The 19,982-nt window shown below is 62.2% G+C and carries 16 protein-coding genes and 1 pseudogene; 15 read left to right on the top strand and 2 right to left on the bottom strand.

The features are described from left to right. Positions 1–202: pseudogene (locus tag BV911_RS19765) on the bottom strand (transposase); the annotation flags it as partial. A gap of 981 nt (positions 203–1,183) precedes the next feature. Here BV911_RS19765 and BV911_RS10155 point away from each other — a divergent pair. The 10 genes from BV911_RS10155 to BV911_RS10110 all read left to right on the top strand — a co-directional run bounded on the left by BV911_RS10155 (position 1,184) and on the right by BV911_RS10110 (position 12,676). Beyond that, positions 1,184–2,287 carry an Mrp/NBP35 family ATP-binding protein gene (locus tag BV911_RS10155; RefSeq protein WP_086053498.1) on the top strand — a complete coding sequence of 368 codons (1,104 nt, stop codon included), beginning with the start codon at positions 1,184–1,186 and terminating at the stop codon, positions 2,285–2,287. A 568-nt stretch (positions 2,288–2,855) separates the two neighbouring features. Continuing rightward, positions 2,856–3,377 carry a division/cell wall cluster transcriptional repressor MraZ gene (locus BV911_RS10150; protein WP_086053497.1) on the top strand — a complete coding sequence of 174 codons (522 nt, stop codon included), beginning with the start codon at positions 2,856–2,858 and terminating at the stop codon, positions 3,375–3,377. 3 nt (positions 3,378–3,380) lie between these two features. Continuing rightward, on the top strand, positions 3,381–4,361 hold the full coding sequence (gene rsmH, locus BV911_RS10145; RefSeq protein ID WP_086053496.1) for a 16S rRNA (cytosine(1402)-N(4))-methyltransferase RsmH: 981 nt from the start codon (positions 3,381–3,383) through the stop codon (positions 4,359–4,361). A 4-nt stretch (positions 4,362–4,365) separates the two neighbouring features. Then, on the top strand, positions 4,366–4,746 hold the full coding sequence (locus BV911_RS10140) for a hypothetical protein (protein ID WP_086053495.1): 381 nt from the start codon (positions 4,366–4,368) through the stop codon (positions 4,744–4,746). After that, positions 4,743–6,575, top strand: a complete 1,833-nt coding sequence (locus BV911_RS10135; RefSeq protein WP_086053494.1) for a penicillin-binding protein 2 — start codon at positions 4,743–4,745, stop codon at positions 6,573–6,575. Before BV911_RS10140 ends, BV911_RS10135 begins: the two co-directional genes overlap by 4 nt. A gap of 18 nt (positions 6,576–6,593) precedes the next feature. Next, complete coding sequence (locus BV911_RS10130) at positions 6,594–8,084, top strand: UDP-N-acetylmuramoyl-L-alanyl-D-glutamate--2,6-diaminopimelate ligase (protein WP_205963831.1); 1,491 nt, start codon at positions 6,594–6,596, stop codon at positions 8,082–8,084. After that, positions 8,081–9,520: a UDP-N-acetylmuramoyl-tripeptide--D-alanyl-D-alanine ligase gene (gene murF, locus BV911_RS10125; RefSeq protein ID WP_086053493.1), complete on the top strand. Its 1,440-nt coding sequence runs from the start codon at positions 8,081–8,083 to the stop codon at positions 9,518–9,520. Before BV911_RS10130 ends, murF begins: the two co-directional genes overlap by 4 nt. Next, positions 9,505–10,590, top strand: a complete 1,086-nt coding sequence (gene mraY / locus BV911_RS10120; RefSeq protein ID WP_086053492.1) for a phospho-N-acetylmuramoyl-pentapeptide-transferase — start codon at positions 9,505–9,507, stop codon at positions 10,588–10,590. Before murF ends, mraY begins: the two co-directional genes overlap by 16 nt. A gap of 58 nt (positions 10,591–10,648) precedes the next feature. Next, complete coding sequence (murD, locus tag BV911_RS10115) at positions 10,649–12,067, top strand: UDP-N-acetylmuramoyl-L-alanine--D-glutamate ligase (protein ID WP_086053491.1); 1,419 nt, start codon at positions 10,649–10,651, stop codon at positions 12,065–12,067. Between the two features lie 87 nt (positions 12,068–12,154). Beyond that, a complete protein-coding gene (locus BV911_RS10110) occupies positions 12,155–12,676 on the top strand; it encodes a redoxin domain-containing protein (RefSeq protein WP_086053490.1) in 522 nt (173 codons plus the stop codon). 94 nt (positions 12,677–12,770) lie between these two features. Here the strand turns inward: BV911_RS10110 and BV911_RS10105 are convergent, their stop codons facing one another. After that, positions 12,771–13,763: a collagen-binding domain-containing protein gene (locus BV911_RS10105; RefSeq protein WP_086053489.1), complete on the bottom strand. Its 993-nt coding sequence runs from the start codon at positions 13,761–13,763 to the stop codon at positions 12,771–12,773. A 440-nt stretch (positions 13,764–14,203) separates the two neighbouring features. Here BV911_RS10105 and ftsW point away from each other — a divergent pair, with 440 nt between their 5' ends. The 5 genes from ftsW to murB all read left to right on the top strand — a co-directional run bounded on the left by ftsW (position 14,204) and on the right by murB (position 19,977). Next, positions 14,204–15,370 (top strand): putative lipid II flippase FtsW, encoded by a 1,167-nt coding sequence (ftsW, locus tag BV911_RS10100; RefSeq protein WP_086053488.1) that lies wholly within the window; start codon positions 14,204–14,206, stop codon positions 15,368–15,370. A gap of 1 nt (position 15,371) precedes the next feature. Beyond that, positions 15,372–16,472 (top strand): UDP-N-acetylglucosamine--N-acetylmuramyl-(pentapeptide) pyrophosphoryl-undecaprenol N-acetylglucosamine transferase, encoded by a 1,101-nt coding sequence (locus BV911_RS10095; protein WP_086053487.1) that lies wholly within the window; start codon positions 15,372–15,374, stop codon positions 16,470–16,472. Positions 16,473–16,489: 17 nt separating this feature from the next. Next, complete coding sequence (gene murC / locus BV911_RS10090) at positions 16,490–17,893, top strand: UDP-N-acetylmuramate--L-alanine ligase (protein WP_086053503.1); 1,404 nt, start codon at positions 16,490–16,492, stop codon at positions 17,891–17,893. Positions 17,894–18,037: 144 nt separating this feature from the next. Continuing rightward, the gene (locus BV911_RS10085; protein WP_139840065.1) at positions 18,038–18,919 is read left to right on the top strand and encodes a hypothetical protein; all 882 of its coding nucleotides are present in this window, start codon (positions 18,038–18,040) and stop codon (positions 18,917–18,919) included. 158 nt (positions 18,920–19,077) lie between these two features. Further along, a complete protein-coding gene (gene murB, locus BV911_RS10080; protein ID WP_086053485.1) occupies positions 19,078–19,977 on the top strand; it encodes a UDP-N-acetylmuramate dehydrogenase in 900 nt (299 codons plus the stop codon). Positions 19,978–19,982: the final 5 nt, after the last annotated feature.

Below are 19,982 nucleotides of genomic sequence, written 5' to 3'. Positions count from 1 at the left end.
GGTACGGTTCCAGCTTGCCACGCCCCGGCGGACATCCCTGGGGTGCAGGCGAGGCGTGCCCTGTCGTCCTGACCTGCCGCGCCCAACGCGCGCCCGTCGCGGGCGAAAGTTTCAGACGCAAAGCCGCCGCACGTCCGCTTAACCCTTCTTCAATGTAACTCTGAAACCGCGCCCGAAGCGCAGATGGCAAAGGTGCTGACATGATCCATCCTCCAAAATAGGATGAATCACAAACACGACCCTATAGAAACCACCGATTCAGGTTTTCACAGAAACGCTTTAGGGTGCCGCTGTGCTGGCGCAACCGTTTCCAAAATAAAAAATACACAGATCCCCAGTTTACCCGAAATCCTCGCGCGCATGCCTTTGGGCTGTTGAGAATTTTGGCAAAAAAAAGCGGCGACACCAGGGAGGAGGGTGTCGCCGCCAAAATACAGAAAGCCTGGGGGAGGAGAACGGCTTTCTGAACCTAAAACTACTATCCGCCACAAACACACACGGCGGTTACACATAAACACTCGTTACACGAGCAAGTCGCGGCCAACGATCCCGGCGGGATCATCTGCACCACTCTCGCCTGTTCCTTATTTAGTACTATGCTGCACCTGCACAATAGGGGGGGAGGCATCTTTTTTCGCGACCACTGAAAATGTCACAGAACTGGTACAAATGGGCGGCGCTGTTGGCAGGGCTGATTTTGGCGTGTGCAAAGAAATGAAAAAGCGGCGACACCAGGGAGGAGGAAGATGTCGCCGCTAAACACAGAAAACCTAGGGAGGAGGAGGTTTTCTGATCTTTGTAATCTAAGTCAAATTTCACTCGGTACGTCGCCCCAAACACACGGGGCATTGTGCGATCGCGGCGGGGAGGACACCGGTCACGCGGAACTGTTGCTACGTCTTCAACTCAAACTTGGCAGTCGATGATTTTCTTCTGCCTATGAAATAAAGATAGCAGAATGCTGCGGGAGCACAATGGATTTGCCAGCAATGCTGCTATGCAGCATTTGCATGGGTATGCAGATGACCGTATGTGGTGCTCTGTCGTCCCGCCCGCGCGACCGTCCATGCGACAGCCTCGTGCGGCGCCCCGTGCATTTCCGCCGGGGTCAGACTATCTAAGCCACAAGGTGCCGACCAGACAGTGTGGCGGTCCGATGTTTCGACTCGCTGAAAGGGTATCTATGTCTCTTACCACTGACCAGATCATGTCCGTCTTGTCTAAGATCGCCTTGCCCCAGGGCGGCACGATCGTCTCGCAAGATATGGTGCGCGCTTTGACCGTGCGCGAGGGTGCTGTGTCTTTCGTGCTTGAGGTGGCCAGCCCCGAACAGGCGCAGGCGATGGACCCGGTCCGTCAGGCGGCAGAGGCCGCCGTGCGCGCGGTGCCCGAAGTCACGTCAGTTTCTGTGGTTTTGACCGCGCACGGTCCGCAATCCCGTCCCGCCGCGCCCGCACCGCGCACCGCGCCTGACGGTGCTCCGCCCAGTCTGAAGATTGGGCAGCACCCGAAGCCGCAGGCCGGGCCGCAGCACGTCTCTGGGGTGGACCGGATTTTGGCGATTGCTTCGGGGAAGGGGGGGGTGGGGAAATCCACGGTGTCCTCCAACCTCGCCGTGGCGTTGGCGCGTCAGGGGCGGCGGGTCGGGCTTTTGGATGCGGATATCTACGGCCCATCGCAGCCGCGCATGATGGGGGCCAGTAAGCGCCCGGCCTCGCCCGATGGCAAACTGATTATCCCGTTGCAGGCGCATGGGGTGACGATGATGTCCATTGGCTTGATGGTAGACCCAGATCAGGCCGTGGTCTGGCGTGGCCCGATGCTGATGGGGGCGTTGCAGCAGATGCTAGGGCAGGTGCAATGGGGCGAGCTTGACGTCCTGCTGATCGATTTGCCCCCGGGAACGGGCGACGTGCAGCTGACTTTGTGCCAAAAGACCCATCTGACCGGCGCATTGGTGGTGTCGACGCCGCAGGATGTGGCGCTGATGGATGCGCGCCGCGCGCTGAACATGTTTGACCGCCTGAAAACGCCGGTTATCGGGCTGATCGAAAACATGAGCATGTATGTCTGTCCCAGTTGCGGCAATGTCGACCACATCTTCGGTCATGGCGGCGTCGCGGATGAGGCGAAAAAGCTGGGGGTGCCGTTCCTTGGCGAACTGCCCTTGAATATTGACGTGCGTCTCGCTGGAGACAGTGGAACCCCGATCGCCGCTGGGGATGGTCCGCTGGCGGCGCCCTATGCGGCACTGGCTAAGCGCCTGATTGACGGTGGGCTGGCCTGAGCCTTCCCTTTGACGGTGGCAGGTTCGCTGCCGCCGTCACGTGCCAACCGAATCCCTGCGTGCGATTCGTCTTCTTCCTCTCATTTGCGTGAGCTTTCTGTGATCCGAGGGCGCGTTCCGTCGGTCAACGGCGCAGTTTTGTCTGACCTGTGCTTCGCGTAGGGGACGGCGTTAAAATCAACATATCGTGTCGAATTATGACTCTATGCCAATATGTGGGAAGGTTACATTAAACATTAACGCCAGATGTCCGCAAGTTCACAGAAATTCCATGAAAGACCATGAAAATCCTTGATCTGAGGGCGACCTCGTGGCACTTAATGATCACGGAAGAAACGAGAAAGGCTCCAACGAGGGCCGCGACTAAAACTAAATAAAAGACGGCAGTTTCATACAGGCAAATCGGTTCATCCGAACAAAAACGATCCACCGCGCGCACAAGCAGTCCCCCAAGGAAAGCGCGCAGGTGGGCATCCCCTTCGAGGGACAGAAAACGGCGGATTGAGCAGTGGCAGCGGCTTAATCCGCCGCTTTCATATTTGGGGCACAGGCAGTTGGGGCCAAGAATTTGGGTCGCAGGTTCAGAGGTGAACATACCCAGAAAGTTGATGCCAAGGGGCGCGTCTCGATCCCGGCCAGCTTTCGCAAGGTGATCGAGCAGTCGGATCCCGACTGGGTTGAAGGCCGTGCAGCGACCCTGATCATTGTCTATGGCGCTGCGAACCCCCGTGTGAACCGCAATTTCTTGGAATGTTACACAGTCGAAGCGATGGAGCAGATCGATGCCCTCATCGACAAGATGCCCCGTGGTTCGGAAGATCGCAAAATCGCGGAAGATTTCTTCAGTTCCAAAGCCGAAGAGGTCACGGTCGATGGGTCGGGCCGGTTGATCTTGCAAAAGAAATTGCGCGACAAAATCGGGATCGACGGCGACGATATGATGGTCTTCAAGGCCAGTGGCGACACCTTTCAGGTTTGGCGCGAAACCGTCTATCTGGCTGAACAAGAACAAACAATGTCGCGGATTTACGACGCGCTTCCCGAAGGCACTGACCCGTTGTCCGTGCTCGACAAGTATCAAGGTCTATGAGCGATGTCCGCCGGTGATCCCCCCCATATTCCCGTCTTGCTGGCGCCGCTTCTGCGCGCGGTTGCTCCCGTGTCCGGCGTCTGGCTGGATGGCACCTTCGGGGCAGGGGGCTATGCCAAAGGCTTGCTTGAGGCTGGCGCGGACCGGGTGATTGGTGTCGATCGTGATCCGTTGGCGATTGAAATGGCCGCGCCGCTGGCCGCCCAATGGGGCGACCGTCTGATCCTGAAGCCCGGGGTCTTTTCTGCGCTTGATGTTTTGGCCGATGGCCCGCTCGACGGGGTGGTGCTGGATCTGGGCGTGTCGTCGATGCAGCTTGACCGGGCCGAGCGCGGCTTTTCGTTCCTGCGCGATGGCCCGCTGGACATGCGGATGAGTCAGAACGGGCCATCGGCTGCCGATCTGGTCAACACCGCGTCCGAGGCCGTTCTGGCCGATATCCTGTTCCAATATGGTGAAGAACGCGCCTCACGGCGGATTGCCAAGGCGATTGTTGCCGCCCGCGCGGTCGCCCCGCTGACCACCACGGCAGATCTGGTGGCGGTCATTGCCACCTGTCTTCCCCGCGCCCGCCCAGATCAAAGTCATCCGGCGACCCGGTCGTTTCAGGCCCTGCGCATTGCCGTCAATGATGAGTTCCGCCAACTGATCGCCGGATTAGAGGCCGCAGAGCGCGCGCTGGTTCCGGGCGGGAAACTCGCCGTGGTCACCTTCCATTCCAGCGAGGACCGGGTGGTCAAACGCTTTCTTCAGGATCGCGCGGGCCGCGCCGCACGCGCCAACCGCTTTGCGCCGGAAGCCGTCGAAGAGATTCCGCAATTTACCCTGCCGAAAGGCGGGGCCATCGCCGCCGATGCGGACGAGCTTGATCGCAACTCACGGGCCCGATCCGCGCGGTTGCGTCTGGCGATTCGTACGGATGCGGCCCCAAAACCCGCAGACCGCACGGGCCTGGGCCTGCCCGGGCTCGCATTGAAGGACTAGAGAGATGCGCCTGTTTTTCAGCTTCTTCCTTGGTGCTGCGGTGCTTGCATTGGCGTTTTGGGCCTATCAGGAAAACTATCATACCCGCGAAACCATTGCCGAACAGCGGCGCATCCAAAGTGAAATCGGCAGGTTGCGCGAACAGTTGAGCGTTCTGCGTGCCGAATGGGCCTACCTGAACCGGCCTGAACGGCTGCGCGAACTGACCTCGTTGAATTTCGAGACGCTGCAATTGCTGCCGATGACCCCAGACCATTTCGGACGGCTGGAACAGGTGGCCTTCCCGCCGCGCGCAATTCCCCAAATGGTTGACGGCCAGACCCTGATCGAAGGAATTCTGCCGGTTAGCCAAGCCGAAACGCTTCTGACCGGAGCCGCCCAATGACCGCGCCACACGACCCACAGGATCCGTCTGTCCCGCACACGCCGCCCCGCCGGCCGTTGCGTCCGCTTGCGGCGGTTCTGCGCGCCCGGGAGCGGGGCGAGAACCCCGACCTGATTGAACGGGAAAACCTGCACCGCCGTCACGAGGCGATGCGCGACCGCTCGCGCTTGCAATCCGAGGGGCGGTTGCTGGTCATGGGGCTGTTTTTCGTCGCTGCCTTTACCGTTGTCGGGGTGCGCATGGGGGCCTTGGCGACCTCAATGCCGGAAGAGCCGCGCAGCGCCGGGGCCGCGATGGCGATCAATGGTGCGCGGGCCGATATCCTTGACCGGCGTGGCCGGGTTCTGGCGACCAACCTGACGACAGAAGCGCTGTATGCCCATCCACAAGACATGGTGGACAAGCCCGGTGCGGTGCGCGAACTGGCCCGGATTTTCCCCGATCTTGATGCCCCTGCGCTATTGGCTCAACTGTCTGGGTCGCGAAAATTCGTCTGGATTCGCAAGACCCTGTCGCCCGAGCAGATCCAACAGGTCCATGATATCGGCGATCCGGGGCTGTTGTTTGCCGGTCGTGACATGCGGATTTATCCCAACGGACGGCTCGCCGCCCATATTCTTGGCGGCGCCAGCTTTGGGGATGAAGGGGTCAGCGCCGCCGAGGTAATCGGCGTGGCCGGTGTTGAAAAGGCCTTCGACGAACGGTTGCGGGATCCGGCGCAACTGGATGATCCGCTGGTTCTGTCCATCGACGTGACCGTGCAGTCGGCGATGCGCGAAGTGCTGGCGGGCGGCATGACCTTGTTTAACGCCAAAGGGGCCAGCGCGGTTCTGATGGATGTGCATACCGGCGAGATCGTCTCGATGGTGTCGCTGCCCGACTTCGATCCCAACGACCGGCCGCAGGTGCTGACTTCGGGCGATCAGGCCGATAGCCCGCTGTTTAACCGGGCCGTGCAAGGGGTCTATGAACTGGGATCGGTGTTTAAGATTTTCACCGTGGCCCAAGCGCTGGATATGGGGCTGGTCAATCCTGAGACGATGATCGACACCAAGGGCCCGCTGACATGGGGCAAGTACCGGATCCGCGATTTCCATGATTACGGACCATCCCTGTCGGTCAGCAAGGTGATCGTGAAGTCGTCGAACATCGGCACGGCCCGGATCGCGCTTCAGGTCGGCAGTGACAACCAGCGCCAGTTCCTTGACAGTCTGGGTTTTCTGGAAGCGACACAGGTTGAACTGTCCGAGGCGCCGTCAGGCCGTCCGCTCCTGCCTGCCCGCTGGAACGACATCGCCACCATGACCATTTCTTACGGTCACGGCATTTCCACCAGCCCGGTGCATCTGGCAACGGCCTATGCGTCGCTGCTGAATGGCGGCACCCGGATTAACCCGACCCTTCTGAAGCAAGAAGGCATGGTCATCGGACCTCGGGTGGTGACACCAAGCACCTCGCTGGCGGCCCGCAAGATGCTGCGCGAGGTCGTGGAAAAAGGCACCGCGTCCTTTGGCGATGTCAAAGGTTATGCCGTTGCGGGCAAAACCGGCTCGGCTGACAAGCCAAAACCAAATGGCGGCTATTACCGCGACAAGGTTCTGGCCACCTTTGCCGGGGTGTTTCCGGCCCATGATCCGAAATACGTCTTTGTGCTGACCCTTGATGAAGGCGTCGAAACCACCGGGTCGATCCCGCGCCGGACTGCCGGTTGGACGGCTGTTCCGGTCACCGCTGAAATGATCCGCCGCGTCGCGCCGTTGCTGGGGGTCCGTCCCGAGATTGAACCCTTGGCCGCAATCGGGGTACGAGAAGCACGGAACGGCGGATGACAGAACAGGAACATGGGTATGGATACCGATCAGGCGGCGCGCACGATGACAGAGCTTGGTCTGCATCCCCATTCGGGCGGTGAGACCAAGATCACCGGGCTGGCCATTGACAGCCGGTCGGTCAAGCCGGGCTTTCTGTTTGCGGCCCTACCGGGCAGCAAGGTGCATGGCGCGGAATTCGTGACCTATGCCTTGCGGATGGGATGCGCTGCTATTTTGACTGACCGCGATGGCGCGAAAATTGCCGCTGAAGCGGTACAGGCCGCGCCGGTTCCGGTGGTCATCGCCGAGGACCCGCGCCAGACCCTGTCCTATGCCGCGGCGCTGTGGTTCGGGGCGCAACCGGAAACCTGCGTTGCGGTGACCGGCACCAATGGCAAGACCTCAGTCACCAGTTTCGCCCGTCAACTGTGGACCCTGCTGGGCCGGGACGCGGTGAATTTGGGAACCACCGGAATTGAGGGGGCCTACGCCGCGCCGCTGCATCACACCACACCGGACCAGATCACCCTGCATCGCCATCTGGCCGCCATGGCCCGCAACGGCGTCACCCATCTGGCGATGGAAGCCTCGTCGCACGGGCTGGATCAAAAGCGTCTGGATGGGGTGCGGCTGGCGGCGGCCGGCTTCACCAATTTCAGTCAGGACCATCTGGATTATCATCACACCTTCGAAGCCTATCTGGCGGCGAAATACGGTCTGTTCGACCGCATCCTGTCCGAAGACGCCATCGTGGTCACCAATCTGGATGACCCAAAAGGCCGGATGCTGGCGGATCTGGCCGAGGAACGTGGACAAGAGGTGATCGGCATTGGCCGCCACCCGGACGCGGCCCTGCGCATCGAAGGCCAACGCTATGATGCCAGCGGGCAGGACCTGCGCTTTTCGTGGCAGGGGCGGCCCTATCAGGCCCGGCTGGGGCTGATCGGCGGCTTTCAGGGGGCGAATGCCTTGATGGCGGCGGGGTTGGTGATCGCGGGCGGCGAAGACCCGGACGAGGTGTTCTCGCGGCTCAAGCTTCTGACCACGGTGCATGGCAGGATGGAACTGGCCGCAACCCGCGCCAATGGCGCGACGGTGTTTGTCGATTACGCCCATACGCCTGATGCCATCGCCACGGCGCTTCAGGCTTTGCGCCCGCATGTGATGGGGCGGCTGGTCATCGTGTTTGGGGCCGGGGGCGACCGCGACACCGGCAAACGGGTGCTGATGGGCAAGGCTGCCGCTGAATTTGCCGATGTGGTGATCGTAACCGATGACAATCCTCGCTCCGAGACCCCGGCAACGATCCGCGAAATGGTACGCCAAGGCTGTCCCGAGGCCAGCGATGTGGCCGACCGGGCCGAGGCAATCTTGCGCGGCGTCGATGCGCTGGGGACGGGCGATGCCTTGCTGATTGCGGGCAAGGGCCATGAGACCGGCCAGACCATCGGCGATGCAATCTTTCCGTTTGATGATGTGGAACAGGCCAGCGTCGCGGTCGCCGCGCTGGAAGGGCGCTGGACATGAGCGCGCCGCTTTGGACCTCGGCGGCGGCCGTCGCGGCCACCGGTGGCCATGCCACCACCGCGTGGCAGGTCGACGGCTTGTCGATTGATACCCGCAGCCTGCAACCCGGCGATCTGTTCGTCGCCCTGACCGATCAACGGGACGGCCATGATTTCGTGGCTGATGCGTTGCGGGCCGGGGCCGGGGCGGCGCTCGTGTCGCGGGTGCCCGAGGGCCTGCCGCCCGATGCGCCGCTGCTGGTGGTCGGCGATGTGCTGCACGGCCTCGAAGATCTGGCCCGCGCCGCCCGCGCCCGCACGCAGGCAAAGGTCGTGGCGATTACCGGGTCGGTGGGCAAGACCTCGACCAAGGAAATGCTGCGCACCGCTTTGGCTCCGCAAGGCCGGGTCCACGCCGCCGAAAAGAGCTTTAACAACCATTGGGGGGTGCCCCTGACGCTGGCCCGCTGCCCCGAGGATGCCGATTTTGCGGTGATCGAGATCGGCATGAACCATCCCGGCGAAATCGCGCCGCTGGCAGAATTGGCCCAGCCCGATGTCGCGGTGGTAACCATCGTCGCCCCGGCGCATTTGGCCGCTTTCGACGATCTGGCGGGCATCGCCCGCGAAAAGGCCAGCATCTTTTCCGGCCTGATGTCCGGCGGCACCGCCATTGTGAATGGCGATCTTCAGACCAGCCCGATTCTGACCGAAGCCGCAGGCGCGGCAACCGATCATGTGGTGGTTTTTGGCGCCGATGCCGCCGCGCAGGCCCGGTTGATCCGCGCCACGGTCACCCCGGACGCAACGGCGGTCGAGGCGGCGCTGAACGGGGCGCCGCTCAGCTTCACCCTATCCACGCCGGGGCGGCATTTCGCCATGAACGCCTTGGCCGCCCTCGCGGCGGTGGCGGCCCTTGGCGGCGATCCGGTTCAGGCGGCGGCAGCGCTGCGTGACTGGACCCCGCCGGAAGGGCGCGGCACCCGGGCCTCCTTTCCCCTTGGTCCCGACGGCGGCGCGACGTTCGATCTGCTGGACGACGCCTATAACGCAAACCCCACTTCCATCGCTGCCGCCCTTGATGTGCTGGCCGCTTGCACCCCCACCGGGGATCGCATCGCCGTGCTGGGGGACATGCTGGAACTGGGCCCGGACGAGGATGCCCTGCACCGCGGTCTGGCGTCGCATCCGGCGATGGCCGCCATTGCCCGGGTCCATTGCGTTGGACCCCGGATGCACCACCTTTGGCAGGCCTTGCCTGCTGCACAGCGCGGCCTCTGGGCACCGCAAGCCGTCGATCTGGCCGCACAGGTCACACAACTGGTCGGGCCGGGCGATACGGTGCTGGTTAAGGGCTCTTTGGGCTCAAAGCTGCGTCTGGTCGTTGACGCCCTCACGAAAATGGGCCATCGGCCTGACGACAACTTACAAGGACCCGGGGAATGTTCTACTGGCTGACCGCCTTCTCTGATGGCGGCGACGTTTTCAACCTGTTTCGTTACATCACATTTCGGGCCGGGGCGGCGTTCTTCACGGCGCTGGTGTTTGGCTTCCTGTTTGGTCGCCCACTGATCAACCTGCTGCGCAAGCGTCAGCGGTTCGGTCAGCCGATCCGCGAGGACGGACCCCAAAGCCATCTGGTCACCAAGGCCGGCACCCCCACCATGGGCGGCGTGCTGATCCTTGGGGCGGTGGTGGTGTCGACCCTGCTTTGGGCGCGGCTCGACAACCCCTATATCTGGATGGTGCTGATCGTCACCATGGCCTTCGGCGCCATTGGCTTTGCCGATGATTATGCCAAGGTCAGCAAGAACAACCACAAAGGCGTCTCTGGCCGGACCCGAATGGCACTCGGCCTTGCAATCTCGGCGGTGGCTGCCCTGTGGGCGGCGCATTTCCACCCGGCTGAACTGACCAACGAATTGGCCGTGCCGGTTTTTAAGAACGTGCTGATCGATCTGGGCATTCTGTTCGTGCCATTCGCCATGCTGGTGATCGTCGGGGCCGCAAATGCGGTGAACCTGACCGACGGGCTGGACGGGCTGGCGATCATGCCGGTGATGATCGCGGCCTCGGCATTGGGCGTTATCGCCTATGCGGTGGGGCGGATCGACTTCTCGGAATATCTGGACGTGCATTACGTGCCCGGCACCGGCGAGATCCTGATCTTCGTGGCCGGGCTGGTTGGCGGGGGCTTGGGTTTCTTGTGGTACAACGCACCGCCCGCCGCCGTCTTCATGGGCGATACCGGATCACTGGCCTTGGGCGGGGCGCTTGGGGCCATCGCGGTCGCCACCAAGCACGAGATCGTGCTGGCCATCGTCGGCGGCCTGTTCGTGGTGGAGGCCCTGTCGGTGATCATTCAGGTCGCCTATTTCAAACGCACCGGCAAACGGGTCTTTCTGATGGCCCCGATTCACCACCATTTTGAGAAAAAAGGCTGGGCCGAGCCACAGATCGTGATCCGATTCTGGATCATCTCGCTGATCTTGGCGTTGATTGGTCTGGCCACGCTGAAAATTCGGTGATTGGCTGGCGGGGCGGCGCCGCTGCCCCGCTGCTGATCCGGCCTGAAGGAGGGCTGCGATGATCCCTGTACGTGGATATGACGGTCGGACCGTTGCGGTCCTTGGATTGGGCCGGTCGGGCCTGACCGCCGCCCGGGCCTTGCGGGCTGGCGGCGCGGAACCCGTGGTCTGGGATGACAGCCTAGAGGGCCGGGCGCGCGGCATGTCCGAGGGCTACACCCTGCGCGATCTGACCAAGCCGGACGCGTTCAGCGATGTGGCCGCACTGATCGTCTCGCCGGGGATACCGCATCTCTATCCGACCCCCAATCCGGTGGTGGCGGCGGCCTTTGCGGCTGGGGTCCCGGTGGACAATGACATCGGTTTGTTTTTTCAGTCCTTCGCGGCCCCCGATTGGGACCAGCTTGAGGTGGTGCCCCGGGTCATCGCCGTGACCGGGTCGAACGGCAAATCCACCACCTCTGCCTTGATCCATCACTGCTTGCTGGAGGCCGGCAAGCCCAGCCAACTGGCGGGCAATATTGGCCGTGGCGTGCTCGACATCGATCCTCCCGGTGAAGAGGCGTTCGTGGTGCTGGAATTGTCCTCGTACCAGACCGAACTGGCCCGGGCGCTGACCCCGGATGTGGCGGTGTTTACCAATCTGACACTGGACCATCTGGATCGCCATGCTGGCTTGGGCGGCTATTTCGCGGCCAAACGGCGGCTCTTTGCCGAAGGCGGGCCGGACCGGGCCGTGATCGGCGTGGATGAGGCCGAGGGCCGGTTTCTGGCCGGTCAACTGGCCGAAGGTCCGACTGATCTGCGCGTCATCCGGGTGTCGGCGCAGCACAAACTGACCGGACCGGGCTGGTCGGTTCATGCCCATAAGGGGTTCCTGTCGGAAACCCGCAAGGGCAAACAGGTGGCCAGCATTGATCTGCGCCCGATCCGGGGTTTGCCGGGGCGTCACAACCACCAGAACGCCTGCGCCGCCTTTGCTGCGCTGCGGGCCGTCGGCCTGTCGCCCCGGATCATCGCCCAAGGCTTCGCCAGTTTCGGCGGGCTGCCCCATCGCAGCCAGATCGTGGCGGAACGGGACGGGGTCACCTACGTCAATGACAGCAAGGCCACCAATGTCGACAGCGCCGCCCAAGCGCTTCAGGCCTTTGCCAAAATCCGCTGGATTGCCGGTGGCTTGGGCAAGGATGGCGGCATCGCCGCGCTGGAGCCGCATCTGGGCGCGGTCGCCAAGGCCTATTTGATCGGGCATTCCGCCCCGGATTTCGCGCTGCAACTGGGCGAAACCCCCTATTCGATCTGCGAGACAATGGAACGCGCCGTGGCCCTTGCCGCTGCCGAAGCCCAGTCCGGCGATACGGTGCTTCTGGCCCCGGCCGCCGCCAGTTTCGACCAATATCCGAACTTCGAGAAGCGCGGCGATGATTTCATGGCCATCGTGGCGCGACTGGACGCGGTGCCTGATCCCGGGGCCTGATGCCTCCCTTCCGACCCCCCCCTTGCGACCAGCGGGTCGCCGTGACAGCATCGGCAGGCAATTCAGATCATCTTCAAAGGACCGATCATGCCGAAGAAACTGACCGCGGGCACTGCCCTTCCTGCCATGACTGTCCCGCGCCTTGGCGGCGGCGACCTGACTTTGGGGACCGGCAGTCCCGACTGGCAAATGGTGGTGGTCTATCGCGGCAAACATTGCCCGATCTGCCACACCTACCTCACCGGCCTGCAAGAGCTGCTGCCCACCTTCGCCGCGGCCGGGGTTGAGGTCGTGGCCGTTTCCGCCGATCCCGAAGACAAGGCGCAAGCGATCGTGGATGAGCTGGGGCTGACCCTGCCTGTGGGCTATGGCCTGACCCCGGCGCAGATGATCGAGCTGGGCATTTATGTCTCGCAGTCGCGCAAGGACAGCGACCCGGGCTGGCCCTTTGCCGAACCGGCGCTGTTCGTGGTCGATCAAAGCGGTGCGCTGAACATGATCGATCAGTCGAACATGCCGTTCGCGCGGCCCGATCTGGCGGCGATGGCCAAAGGCATCGCCTTCGTTCGCAGCGCCGACTACCCCCTGCGCGGCACCTATCCCGACTAAGCACACCGCCTGATCGGTCTGCCCATACGAAAAAGGCCGGGGATAATCCCCGGCCTTGTCGTTATATGCGGCCCCCGAATGGGGGCGTGCCGGATCAGGCGGCCTTGCGACGCGAGCGGCGCAGGGCGCCCAAAGCAATCACGCCGGACAGGGCCAGCGGCAGCGCAGCGGGCAACGGAACCGGGGCGATTTCGCCAGCAGGCAGGGTGCCGGTGAAGACGCTGTTAGACTGGAACGGACGGACCTCGAAGTTGGTCGCGACGAAGTCTTCGACGATGAATGTGCCGCGAACGTCGACGTTGGTTGTCAGCGTCGCATTCGTCGCCATGAGGGACGTGTTCCACGTGCTGTTCAACGACAGGGTGGTCGCCTCAAAGAAGTTGAACATAATGTTCTCAACGCCAGCGTTGTTGTTGAACGACTTGGTGATGTCGAACGCACTGCCCGCAACGTTGATGATGAAGGTCGACACGGAACCGTCGATGTCAAATTTCAGGTCGTTGCTGCCGGTGAAGAAGGCGCCTGCCTCGGTTTCATCCAGGTTGAGAACGGCCAGACCGTTCGCGTCTGCGGCGCCGGACACGAAGTTGTATTGGGCGTTTTGATCGCCGTCGAAGGACGCGCCGGTGGAGTCGCCCATTCCGGACAACGCTGTCGCCGTGGCGTTGAAGGCCGCAGAGACGCCGGCTGTGTCGATGGTGGCACCGGTGGTCAAAGGCACAGTGAGGTTCGATGTGTCACCGTTAACGGTGCCGCCGACAACGATGGACCCAAATCCGCCGGAATTCAGGTCACCGTTGTAATCGCCACCGACGACAAGTGCACCGGTAACATCGCCCACGGCAACATCTGACAGGTTCTTGTCGTTGAACGTCATGGAATTGGTGCCGGAGGCATTGCCGCCTGCGTAAACCGGGCCTTCAATGTGATTGATGCTGGTCGAGGTAAAGCTGTTCAGCGCGATAACGCCGAAACCATTTGCCATCGTGTTGATGTCAATGCTGGCAGCACTTGCGGCCAATGGGAAAGCAACAGGGGACAGGGCAACGCCGGCAATCAAGCCGGTAAACACGCGAGAGAAAGACATATGAATTTGGTACCTTCGAACTGAGTGGCCTAGAGATGTAGGGGTGTCGCTTGCCTCACAGGTTTAAGCACGAGTAAGGCTTTCGCTAGCGTCAACCATAGCAGGAAATAGCCCGAATTGTTGCGTTTCTAGGCGACAATTTCGCACATGCAGCGATCGTTGTGGAATATCCCGGTAACTATAGGAAATTCCTTCGAATTGTCGCGCGGTGGCCATCATCGGCCTGTGTCAGCATTTTATTTCCGTGATTTGGGCAAAATTTTCCGACCTGATTCGCGCATAGCGCAATCTGCGCAAAAAGCCGCTGATTGCTGGGCTTTCGCCCTCGGCCAAGGCGATCGGTCCCCGTTGTTTTACTGGCGCAGACACCGAAGATGCGCTACCGTATTCTCAGATCCGGTCAACCGGACAGGGCAGAACGAACAGAGACAGGCACTCTCATGACGGAAATGGTTCATGGCGCGCTTCCGGTTAATCGGGGCGAGCCGGTGCTGCCAAAGTGGTGGCGCACCATCGATCGCTGGACACTGGTTTGCGCCGTTGGGCTGCTGGCCGTTGGCCTGTTGCTGGGACTGGCCGCGTCGCCGCCTTTGGCGCAGCGCAATGGCCTTGATGCCTTCTATTACGTTCAGAAGCAGGCGATTTTCGCCGCGCTTGGCTTTATGGCGATGATCCTGTGTTCGATGCTGTCCACCCTTCAGGTGCGCCGGATCGGGGTGATGGCCTTTGGCGTGACCTTCGTGGCGCTGATCTTGCTGCCGGTCTTCGGGACCAATTTCGGCAAGGGCGCCATTCGCTGGTATTCGTTGGGCTTCGGCAGTCTGCAACCGTCAGAGTTCCTGAAACCGGCCTATGTCTTGCTGGCCGCGTGGCTGATGGCCGCCAGCCAAGAGGTCAACGGACCGCCGGGGAAATTTCTGTCGTTCTGCGTCGCGCTGATCGTGATCGGAGTTCTGGCAATGCAGCCCGATTTCGGACAGGCCAGCCTCATCGTGTTCTCGTGGGGGGTGATGTATTTCGTCGCCGGTGCGCCGCTGACCCTGATGGTTGTGGTCGCGGCGCTGGTCGCGGCAGGGGGCTTTGCCGCCTATAATTCCTCCGACCACTTCGCCCGCCGCATCGACGGGTTTCTGTCGACGGAAATCGATCCGACCACCCAGATCGGCTATGCCGCCAACGCCATCCGTGAAGGCGGGGTTTTCGGGGTCGGGGTCGGCGAGGGCGAGGTCAAGGTGTTCCTGCCCGACGCCCATACCGACTTCATCATCGCGGTTGCGGCAGAAGAATATGGCCTCGTGCTGGTCCTGTGTATCATCGCGCTCTACGCCACCATCACTGTGCGCTCGTTGCTGCGGTTGCTGCGGGAACGCGATCCGTTCGTGCGGATCGCCGGGACCGGGCTGGCGGCGGTGCTGGGGATGCAGGCGATGATCAACATGGGCGTGGCGGTGCGGTTGCTGCCCACCAAGGGCATGACCCTGCCATTCGTGTCCTACGGTGGTTCTTCGGCAATTGCCGCGGGGATCACGGTGGGGATGCTGTTGGCGCTGACCCGGACCCGTCCGCAGGGCCGGATGGCCGATCTTCTTCGGCGCGCGGCGAACTGAGATGACACAGCCATTGTTGATCATGGCCGCCGGTGGCACCGGCGGTCACATGTTTCCCGCACAGGCCCTGGCCGAAGCGATGATTGCCCGCGGCTGGCGGGTCAAGCTGTCTACCGACGCGCGCGGCGCGCGATATACCGATGGCTTCCCGCCGCAGGTCGAGGTGGCACAAGTCGCGTCGGCCACCTTCGCGCGTGGCGGGGCTTGGGACAAGGTGCGCACCCCGATGCGGATCGCCCATGGCGTCTGGTCCGCGCGGTCGCAGATGCGCGCGGATCGCCCGGCGGTCGTGGTGGGCTTTGGCGGCTATCCGTCGATCCCGGCGCTGGCAGCCGCAACCTTGCTGAAATTGCCCCGGATGATCCATGAACAGAACGGCGTGCTGGGCCGGGTCAACCACCTGTTCGCCACCCGCGTCGATGCCATCGCTTGCGGCACCTGGCCAACCGCCTTGCCTGATGGGGTCCGCAGCGTCGCCACCGGCAACCCGGTTCGCCAGTCGGTGCTGGACCGCGCCGGGGCACCCTATATCCCGCCCGGTGACTACCCGATGAGCCTGCTGGTCATCGGCGGCTCCCAAGGCGCGCGAATCCTATCGGACGTGGTGCCCGCAGCCATCGCGCGCCTGCCGCAAGACCTGCGCCGCCATCTGCGCATCTCGCATCAGGCCCGGGCCGAGGATCACGAGCGGGTCACGGAGGCCTATGCCGCCGCCGACCTACAGGCCGATGTGCAGCCGTTCTTCACCGATCTGCCCGCCCGGATGGCCGATGCGCAGCTGGTGATCTCGCGCTCGGGGGCGTCCTCCATCGCCGATATCAGCGTGATCGGGCGTCCGGCGATCCTCATCCCCTTCGCAGCGGCGGCTTCGGACCACCAGACCGCCAATGCCCGCGGTCTGGTTGCGGCCAACGCGGCCATCTTGATCCCCGAAGATCGCCTGACCCCTGACGCCCTCTCCGCTCAGATCGCCACCGTGCTGCAACATAAGGGCGGGGCGGTGAAAATGGCCCACGGCGCTTTGGAGCAAAGCCGGCCAGACGCCACCGCCCAATTGGTCGCCATGGTCGAAGACCTGGCCGCGACAGGACCCAACGCATGAAACACATGGATATCCGTATGAACGCTGCCACCAAATTGCCGCTGGAACTTGGCTCCATTCACTTCGTCGGCATCGGCGGCATCGGCATGTCCGGCATCGCCGAAGTGCTGCTGAACCACGGCTATACCGTGCAGGGCTCTGACGCGAAAACCAGCAAGATCACCGACCGCTTGGCCGCCCTCGGGGCGAAAATCTTCGAAGGCCAGCGGGCCGAGAACCTCGCAGATGCCGAAGTCGTCGTGATCTCCTCCGCGATCAAACCGGGCAACCCTGAACTGGACGAGGCCCGCCGCCTTGGCCTGCCGGTCGTGCGCCGCGCCGAAATGCTGGCCGAACTGATGCGCCTCAAGTCCAACATCGCCGTTGGCGGCACCCATGGCAAAACCACCACCACCACCATGGTCGCCACCCTGCTGGACGCGGGCGGCATCGACCCCACCGTGATCAATGGCGGCATCATCCACGCTTACGGCTCCAACGCCCGCATGGGGCAGGGCGAATGGATGGTGGTCGAGGCCGACGAGAGCGATGGCACCTTCACCCGCTTGCCCGCCACCATCGCCATCGTCACCAATATCGACCCCGAACATATGGAACACTGGGGCACGATTGAGGCCCTCCGCGCCGGTTTCCTGACCTTCGTCACCAACATCCCGTTCTACGGTCTCGCCGTCTGCTGCACCGACAATGCCGAGGTCCAAGCCCTCGTTGGCCGCGTCACCGACCGCCGCGTCCGCACCTTCGGCTTCAACGCGCAGGCCGATGTCCGCGCCGTCAACCTGACCTATTCCGGCGGGGCGGCGCATTTCGACATCAAACTGCAAACCGAAGACACCGTCATCGAGGGCTGCGTGCTGCCAATGCCCGGCGACCACAACGTCTCGAACGCGCTGGCCGCCGTCGCCATCGCCCGACACCTCGGCATGAAGCGCGATGAAATCCGCGAGGCGCTGGCCAGCTTCAAGGGCGTCAACCGCCGCTTCACCAAGGTGGGCGAGGTCAACGGCGTCACCGTCATCGACGATTACGGCCACCACCCGACCGAAATCGCCGCCGTCCTGAAAGCCGCCCGCCAAGCCACGGAAGGCCGGGTCATCGCCGTGCACCAGCCGCACCGCTATTCGCGCCTGCATTCCCTGTTCGAGGACTTCTGCACCTGCTTCAACGAGGCCGACGTGGTCGGCATCACCGATGTCTACGCCGCCGGGGAAGACCCGATCGAGGGCGCAACCCGCGAAGACCTCGTCGCGGGCCTGATCCAACATGGCCACCGCCACGCCCGCGCCGTGGTCTCCGAGGACGACCTCGAACGCCTCGTCCGCGAACAAGCGCGGCCAGGGGACATGGTGGTGTGTTTGGGGGCAGGGACGATCAGCGCTTGGGCGAATGCGCTGCCAGAGCGGTTGGCGAAGGGGGCCTGAAGCCCCCCGAAGCTGGCGCTGGTCAAGGGCCTTGCGACGCCAAACGCAACGGCGCGCCCAAGCGCCTAAGCTTTCGAATGGCACGCATCACGCCGACGTTGCCTTGTGCTTTTAGAGGATTTCTAACGGAGTGAGTGCATCGATATGCCGCTACTGAATGAACTTAGCGACAATCAATTACTGCGCCTTGTTGACCGAATAGATAGAGAAGAATTGGCTAACGGAGTGTCAATCAGAAACCGAGGATTTGCTGTTACAAGGCGAGTAATATCAGAATGCGGTGGAGTATTCATTCTTGGTGCTGATCGCAATCCAGACGTGGAAAGGGTCAGAGCAGCTCATCGCGCTTTCTATCGCTCCCACGACACCGGAGTGGGTGCCGTGAACACGGGGGTCGCGGTACACCTAGACATATTTTTTCGTGTGCATTTGCCGATGGTTTTTGGAGAAATTTGTGTGGATCCCTTCGGCTGGACCGACATGACGGATATGCAGAAGGCACGATTGGCGGCGGTGGAGGGGGAGGCCCAAGAGGTCCTTCAACAGATCATCGACGTGATCGATATCGGTTCCACACTCGGGCGTTTTGAGGGTTTCCAGAAACCGCCTGAAGTTGCTTCGCCATACTTCTCGATGGCAGCCTTTCATAACCAAGCTGCCGCGGCGATCTGCACAAGCGCTTTTGACCTGCGAGGTGCAATTATGTCGTCGCTACTTTGCGCAGAACTCGCCGCAAAGTCACTCGCGCTCGCTAGCGGGACAAGTAAAGAAAGACTTGAGAGAAAAATCGGTCACCACCTCCAAAAGTTAAGACCAGACCTTGAGAGGCTTGGTAGTTTCGATACTGAAGCATTTCTTGCTTTAGCAAAAAAGCTCCCAAATTTCGTGCAAAGCCGGTACGCGGAGAGGCGTTGGTCGCGAAGCGAGTGCGCGGAGGTTGTACTTGCTGCGCAAAAAATGCTCGCGATGACAGCGCGGCATTTCGCTCAAAACACATTTGCGAATTCAGTAATTCAGCAGCAGTAGGGACAGCGTCCCTACTGCTGCTGAATCATCACCTGAACGTTTATCGATGGTGCTCTACTGCCAGCAACTAGCCGCAGATGCACGGGCATCAATCGTTGCGCCTCCCCCCATTACACCGCCCCCTTGATGGTCCGACGAAAGTCCGACAAAAGTCCGACATGGTTCCGACGCAGCAAAAACTCCTTTCCGACCTGACTTGGCTCCGCGTTGGCGGCCCGGCAGAGCGATTCTTTCAGCCCGCAGATACCGCCGATCTGGCCCGGGAACTGGCCGCACTCGATCCTGCCGTGCCGGTGTTTCCGCTGGGCATGGGGTCGAACCTGATTGTCCGCGATGGCGGCATCCGGGGGCTGGTTGTCCGGCTGGGGCGCGGCTTTAATGCCATTGAAATTCAAGGGGATACAGTGATCGCCGGGGCGGCGGCGCTGGACGCCCATGTCGCCCGCAAGGCGGCTGACGCGGGGCTTGATCTGACCTTCCTGCGCACCATTCCCGGCGCGATTGGCGGCGCGATTCGGATGAACGCTGGCTGCTATGGCACCTATGTCGCGGATATTTTTCAATCCGCCCAAGCGGTTACCCGAGATGGTCGCGAAATTACCCTGACCGCCGCCAATCTGGGCTTCGCCTATCGCCACTCGAACCTGCCCGACGGCTGTGTCATTACCCAAGCGACCTTCAAGGCCCCGCGCGGCGAACCTGCTGATCTTGTTCAAAAAATGGACGATCAACTGGCCCGCCGGGACGCCACCCAGCCGACCAAGGACCGCTCGGCCGGGTCCACCTTCCGCAACCCGGCTGGGGCCAGTTCCACCGGCCTCGCTTCGGATACCCATGATCTGAAAGCGTGGAAGCTGATCGACGATGCCGGCCTGCGCGGCACCCGCCTTGGCGGTGCCCAAATGTCTGAAAAGCATCCGAATTTCCTGATCAACACCGGTGGCGCAACTGCCGCAGATCTGGAAGAATTGGGCGAGAGGGTGCGAAAAAGGGTTTTCGAGACGAGTGGCATCACGCTAGAGTGGGAAATTATGCGCATTGGTGAACCGGCCCTATAATCCGG

The sequence above is a fragment of the Pseudoruegeria sp. SK021 genome (genome assembly GCF_002119405.1).
GTDB lineage: Bacteria > Pseudomonadota > Alphaproteobacteria > Rhodobacterales > Rhodobacteraceae > Meridianimarinicoccus.
Note: the sequence above shows the minus strand (reverse complement) of the source record. Positions and strands in the feature narration are given on the sequence as shown.

Excerpts from the sequence above, each read along its gene's own strand:
- BV911_RS10095 (WP_086053487.1), top strand. The coding sequence starts at position 15,372 with ATGACACAGCCATTGTTGATCATGGCCGCCGGTGGCACCGGCGGTCAC.
- BV911_RS10130 (WP_205963831.1), top strand. The coding sequence starts at position 6,594 with ATGGATACCGATCAGGCGGCGCGCACGATGACAGAGCTTGGTCTGCAT.
- BV911_RS10085 (WP_139840065.1), top strand. The coding sequence starts at position 18,038 with ATGCCGCTACTGAATGAACTTAGCGACAATCAATTACTGCGCCTTGTT.
- BV911_RS10110 (WP_086053490.1), top strand. The coding sequence starts at position 12,155 with ATGCCGAAGAAACTGACCGCGGGCACTGCCCTTCCTGCCATGACTGTC.
- murF (WP_086053493.1), top strand. The coding sequence starts at position 8,081 with ATGAGCGCGCCGCTTTGGACCTCGGCGGCGGCCGTCGCGGCCACCGGT.
- murB (WP_086053485.1), top strand. The coding sequence starts at position 19,078 with ATGGTTCCGACGCAGCAAAAACTCCTTTCCGACCTGACTTGGCTCCGC.
- BV911_RS10155 (WP_086053498.1), top strand. The coding sequence starts at position 1,184 with ATGTCTCTTACCACTGACCAGATCATGTCCGTCTTGTCTAAGATCGCC.
- ftsW (WP_086053488.1), top strand. The coding sequence starts at position 14,204 with ATGACGGAAATGGTTCATGGCGCGCTTCCGGTTAATCGGGGCGAGCCG.
- BV911_RS10140 (WP_086053495.1), top strand. The coding sequence starts at position 4,366 with ATGCGCCTGTTTTTCAGCTTCTTCCTTGGTGCTGCGGTGCTTGCATTG.
- murC (WP_086053503.1), top strand. The coding sequence starts at position 16,490 with ATGAACGCTGCCACCAAATTGCCGCTGGAACTTGGCTCCATTCACTTC.
- mraY (WP_086053492.1), top strand. The coding sequence starts at position 9,505 with ATGTTCTACTGGCTGACCGCCTTCTCTGATGGCGGCGACGTTTTCAAC.
- rsmH (WP_086053496.1), top strand. The coding sequence starts at position 3,381 with ATGTCCGCCGGTGATCCCCCCCATATTCCCGTCTTGCTGGCGCCGCTT.
- BV911_RS10105 (WP_086053489.1), bottom strand. The coding sequence starts at position 13,763 with ATGTCTTTCTCTCGCGTGTTTACCGGCTTGATTGCCGGCGTTGCCCTG.
- BV911_RS10135 (WP_086053494.1), top strand. The coding sequence starts at position 4,743 with ATGACCGCGCCACACGACCCACAGGATCCGTCTGTCCCGCACACGCCG.
- murD (WP_086053491.1), top strand. The coding sequence starts at position 10,649 with ATGATCCCTGTACGTGGATATGACGGTCGGACCGTTGCGGTCCTTGGA.